This window comes from Rhodococcus sp. (in: high G+C Gram-positive bacteria) (genome assembly GCF_049591685.1).
Classification (GTDB): Bacteria; Actinomycetota; Actinomycetes; order Mycobacteriales; family Mycobacteriaceae; genus Rhodococcoides.
Map to the genome: position 1 here is coordinate 1 of NZ_JBAWFH010000032.1, position 3,016 is coordinate 3,016.

3 protein-coding genes and 1 tRNA gene are annotated in these 3,016 nt (G+C 64.1%); 3 read left to right on the forward strand and 1 reads right to left on the reverse strand.

Annotation, left to right across the window (positions count from 1 at the left end; all coding sequences use genetic code 11):
• The first annotated feature begins 106 nt into the window (after positions 1–106).
• Positions 107–916, forward strand: a complete 810-nt coding sequence (locus tag WBQ44_RS01245; RefSeq protein WP_495564921.1) for an alpha/beta fold hydrolase — start codon at positions 107–109, stop codon at positions 914–916.
• 126 nt (positions 917–1,042) lie between these two features.
• The gene (locus WBQ44_RS01250) at positions 1,043–1,297 is read left to right on the forward strand and encodes an MbtH family protein (RefSeq protein WP_495564922.1); all 255 of its coding nucleotides are present in this window, start codon (positions 1,043–1,045) and stop codon (positions 1,295–1,297) included.
• Position 1,298: 1 nt separating this feature from the next.
• Here WBQ44_RS01250 and WBQ44_RS01255 read toward each other — a convergent pair whose 3' ends face one another.
• On the reverse strand, positions 1,299–2,777 hold the full coding sequence (locus WBQ44_RS01255; protein ID WP_495564923.1) for a threonine/serine exporter family protein: 1,479 nt from the start codon (positions 2,775–2,777) through the stop codon (positions 1,299–1,301).
• 89 nt (positions 2,778–2,866) lie between these two features.
• Between WBQ44_RS01255 and WBQ44_RS01260 the strand changes: the two genes are divergently transcribed.
• Positions 2,867–2,938, forward strand: a tRNA-Thr gene (locus WBQ44_RS01260).
• The last annotated feature ends 78 nt before the right edge of the window (positions 2,939–3,016 follow it).

Below are 3,016 nucleotides of genomic sequence, written 5' to 3' on the forward strand. Positions count from 1 at the left end.
TCGTGGTTACTACCCAGTAACGGAGGCGAGGAAACCCGCCGGTCGAGCCGCTCGGACCAGGCAGCCGTAAGCTCTTTGCGAGCACGAGCGAGAGAAAAGGAACTGCATGCCGATCGCGAATGTGAACGGAATATCGCTGAACTACCAGGTCAAGGGCAGCGGCGAGCTGGTAGTTCTCATCATGGGCACGGGTAGCCCGGGCCGAGTGTGGGAGCTGCATCAGGTTCCGGCGCTGGTCGGCGCCGGCTACCGCGTCTGTTACTTCGACAACCGCGGCATCGCACCGTCGTCGGAGAGCGCTCAGGGTATGACGATCGACGACTTGGTCGCCGATACGGCGGCACTCGTCGAGCAGGTTCGTGAAGGTGACGAGAAAGCGTTCGTGGTCGGTACGTCGATGGGTGCGCGTGTCGCCCAAGAATTGGCTTTCGCCAGGCCCGACCTGGTGCGCAAGGCGGTGTTCCTCGCCGGACACGCCAGGCTCGACGAGTTCCAGAAGACTCTCGGCGCGGGCGAGCGCGCCCTGGTCGACGCCAAGACCGAGCTCCCTCCGCAGTACGCCGCCGCGGTGACCGCGGTGATGAACCTGTCGCCGACGACGCTCGCCGACCCCCGGACCGCGCGCGACTGGCTCGACCTGTTCGAGTTCTCCGTCGCGCCTACGACGCCCGGCGTGCGTGCGCAGCTGGGTATGGACGAGAACTTCGACCGAGGCACCGCATACGGCGAGATCGCGGTTCCGTGCCTGGCCGTGGGTTTCGAGCACGACCGGATGATTCCCGCCTACCTCAGTGCCGAGCTGGCGAAATACATCCCCGACGCCCAGTACGTCGAGATTACCGATGTTGGCCACTACGGTTACCTGGAACGTCCCGAGGCAGTCAACCAGGCCGTGCTGGACTTTCTTCGGAATTGACGGTCTGCGCAGCTGACCTTCTCCGAACGTGCCTCCCCGGTGAGATACTGTGCGTTGCTAGGGTCGGGGGGCACTTCACCACGAAGACTGCCGATACACATTTACGTATGCGACGAGTGAGGCGAGATGAGTACCAATCCATTCGATGACGAAGACGGACGCTTCTTCGTGCTGGTCAACGACGAGGACCAGCACTCGCTGTGGCCGACGTTCTCCGACGTTCCGCAGGGTTGGCGTGTTGTCTTCGGTGAAGACAGCCGCGCTGCATGCCTGGAGTATGTAGAGAAGAACTGGACGGACATGCGTCCGCGCAGCCTCCGTGAGGCCATGGAAGCCGACGCGGCTGCACGTGCGTCCGCCGAGGGAAGCTCCGAGGCCTGAGTCAGGCTCTCTTCTTCTTCAGATCTACCGAACCGCGTCGCCGACGAATCGTCGGGCGGCGCGGTTCTTCTCGTCTGCGCAGCGTCGGACGGAGGAGTTCCTCGGTGCGGGCCAGGATTCGCGGGCGGCGCAGCGTACGAGCTCCCCATTCACCGAGGGTCACACCTGCGGCAAGACCGACACCGATGCCGAACGCCGCGAACAGCGAGCTGATGCCCAGCAGCAGTTGGTCGTTGATGATCGCGTAGAGACCGCGGTAGAGCGACAGGCCCGGAAGCAGCGGCGTGATGCCGGCCACGGCGACGATGAGCGGCGGAATCAAGGCGCGACGTGCCATCAGACCACCCGCGAAACCGACGACCGTCGCAGCAAACGCCGATGCGATGATCGGGCCGGTGTCGAGCGTCTGCACCATCAGATACACCAGGGCGCCCGCGAAGCCGCCGAGGAACCCGGCCGTCAGCGCACGCTTCTCCGCGTAGCAGGCGAGGGCGTAGAACAGCGACGCCATGGCGCCTGCCAACACTTTGGTGGGCACCTCGGTGATGTCCGGGGGCGGGGTGTTCATGATCAACGGGAGGTCGCTACCGATGATCGACGCCAGCTTGAGCGACGTGGCCACTCCGGCGATGATGCCGCCCGTCATCATCAACACTTCGAAGAACCTGGCCGACGCGGTGATCGGCGCGCCCGTGATGGCGTCCTGTACCGAGCCGACGAGCGAAAGGCCCGACAGCAGCACCGTCACCCCCGCCGCGATGACGAGCGACGGCGAAATCGTCACACCCAGTTGTTCCTGAAAGTTGTACAGCGTAATCGCGGGGGTGGCCGCGACGAAGCCGCCCACCACCTGCTGGAAGAAGAACGGCAAGCCTGCGCGGTTCAGGATGCGGCCGATTCGGTCGATGACCATCGTGGTCAGGAAGCTCACGACGGCTACGAGCAGACCGCCGCCGAGCAGCACGCCGATGGACGCAGCCATGCCTGCCCACGCGAACGTCGCCGTCCACCGGTTGTACGGGTGCGGAGCCTGCGTGATGTTCTCGAGTTTCTCGAGGGCCGCGTCCGGCGGAATCACCTGTGTACGGACGCTGCGAATCAAGCGGTCGACCGCCGCGAGCCGGGCGTAGTCCATCGACCGGTAATGCACGATGCGCATCGTCGTCGACGGCGGTCGCGTCGGCCCACGATGCGCACTGATGGTGATCGAGTTGTACGTGACGTCGACGTCGCACCGAGCCAAGCCGTAGGTCGCGGCGATGTACTGAATTTGAGCAGTGGTATCCATCGCCGCCGTACCTGACGCCAGCAGAACCTCGCCGACCCGCACCGCGAGGTCGAGCACCTCCGCCACGACCGCATCATCACTGAGGTCGATCGGCTTGAGGGGTGACGGCGCTGCCGTCGGCGTATCGATGGTGGCGCGACGCTCGCCGGTAAGACGGCTGAGCGACGCCGTCAAGTCTTGCAGGAAGGTCATGACCGTCTCTTGTAGCTGGGGTGATCCACGCACAAGGTACCTGTTGTCACTGAGCGTCTCCTGGGCGGATATGATGGCTTCGCAACAACGCCTCCTTAGCTCAGCGGTAGAGCACTCGCCTTGTAAGCGAGCGGTCAACGGTTCAATCCCGTTAGGAGGCTCTATCTAGGACTCTGACCTGCGTGGACCGGTCGAAATGCATCGACAAGCCGCCCGAGATTGATGCACAGTGTTCACGT

What these genes read in the sequence shown, in the direction of transcription:
- WBQ44_RS01245 (WP_495564921.1), top strand. Translation starts at nt 107, where the DNA reads ATGCCGATCGCGAATGTGAACGGAATATCGCTGAACTACCAGGTCAAG.
- WBQ44_RS01250 (WP_495564922.1), top strand. Translation starts at nt 1,043, where the DNA reads ATGAGTACCAATCCATTCGATGACGAAGACGGACGCTTCTTCGTGCTG.
- WBQ44_RS01255 (WP_495564923.1), bottom strand. Translation starts at nt 2,777, where the DNA reads ATGACCTTCCTGCAAGACTTGACGGCGTCGCTCAGCCGTCTTACCGGC.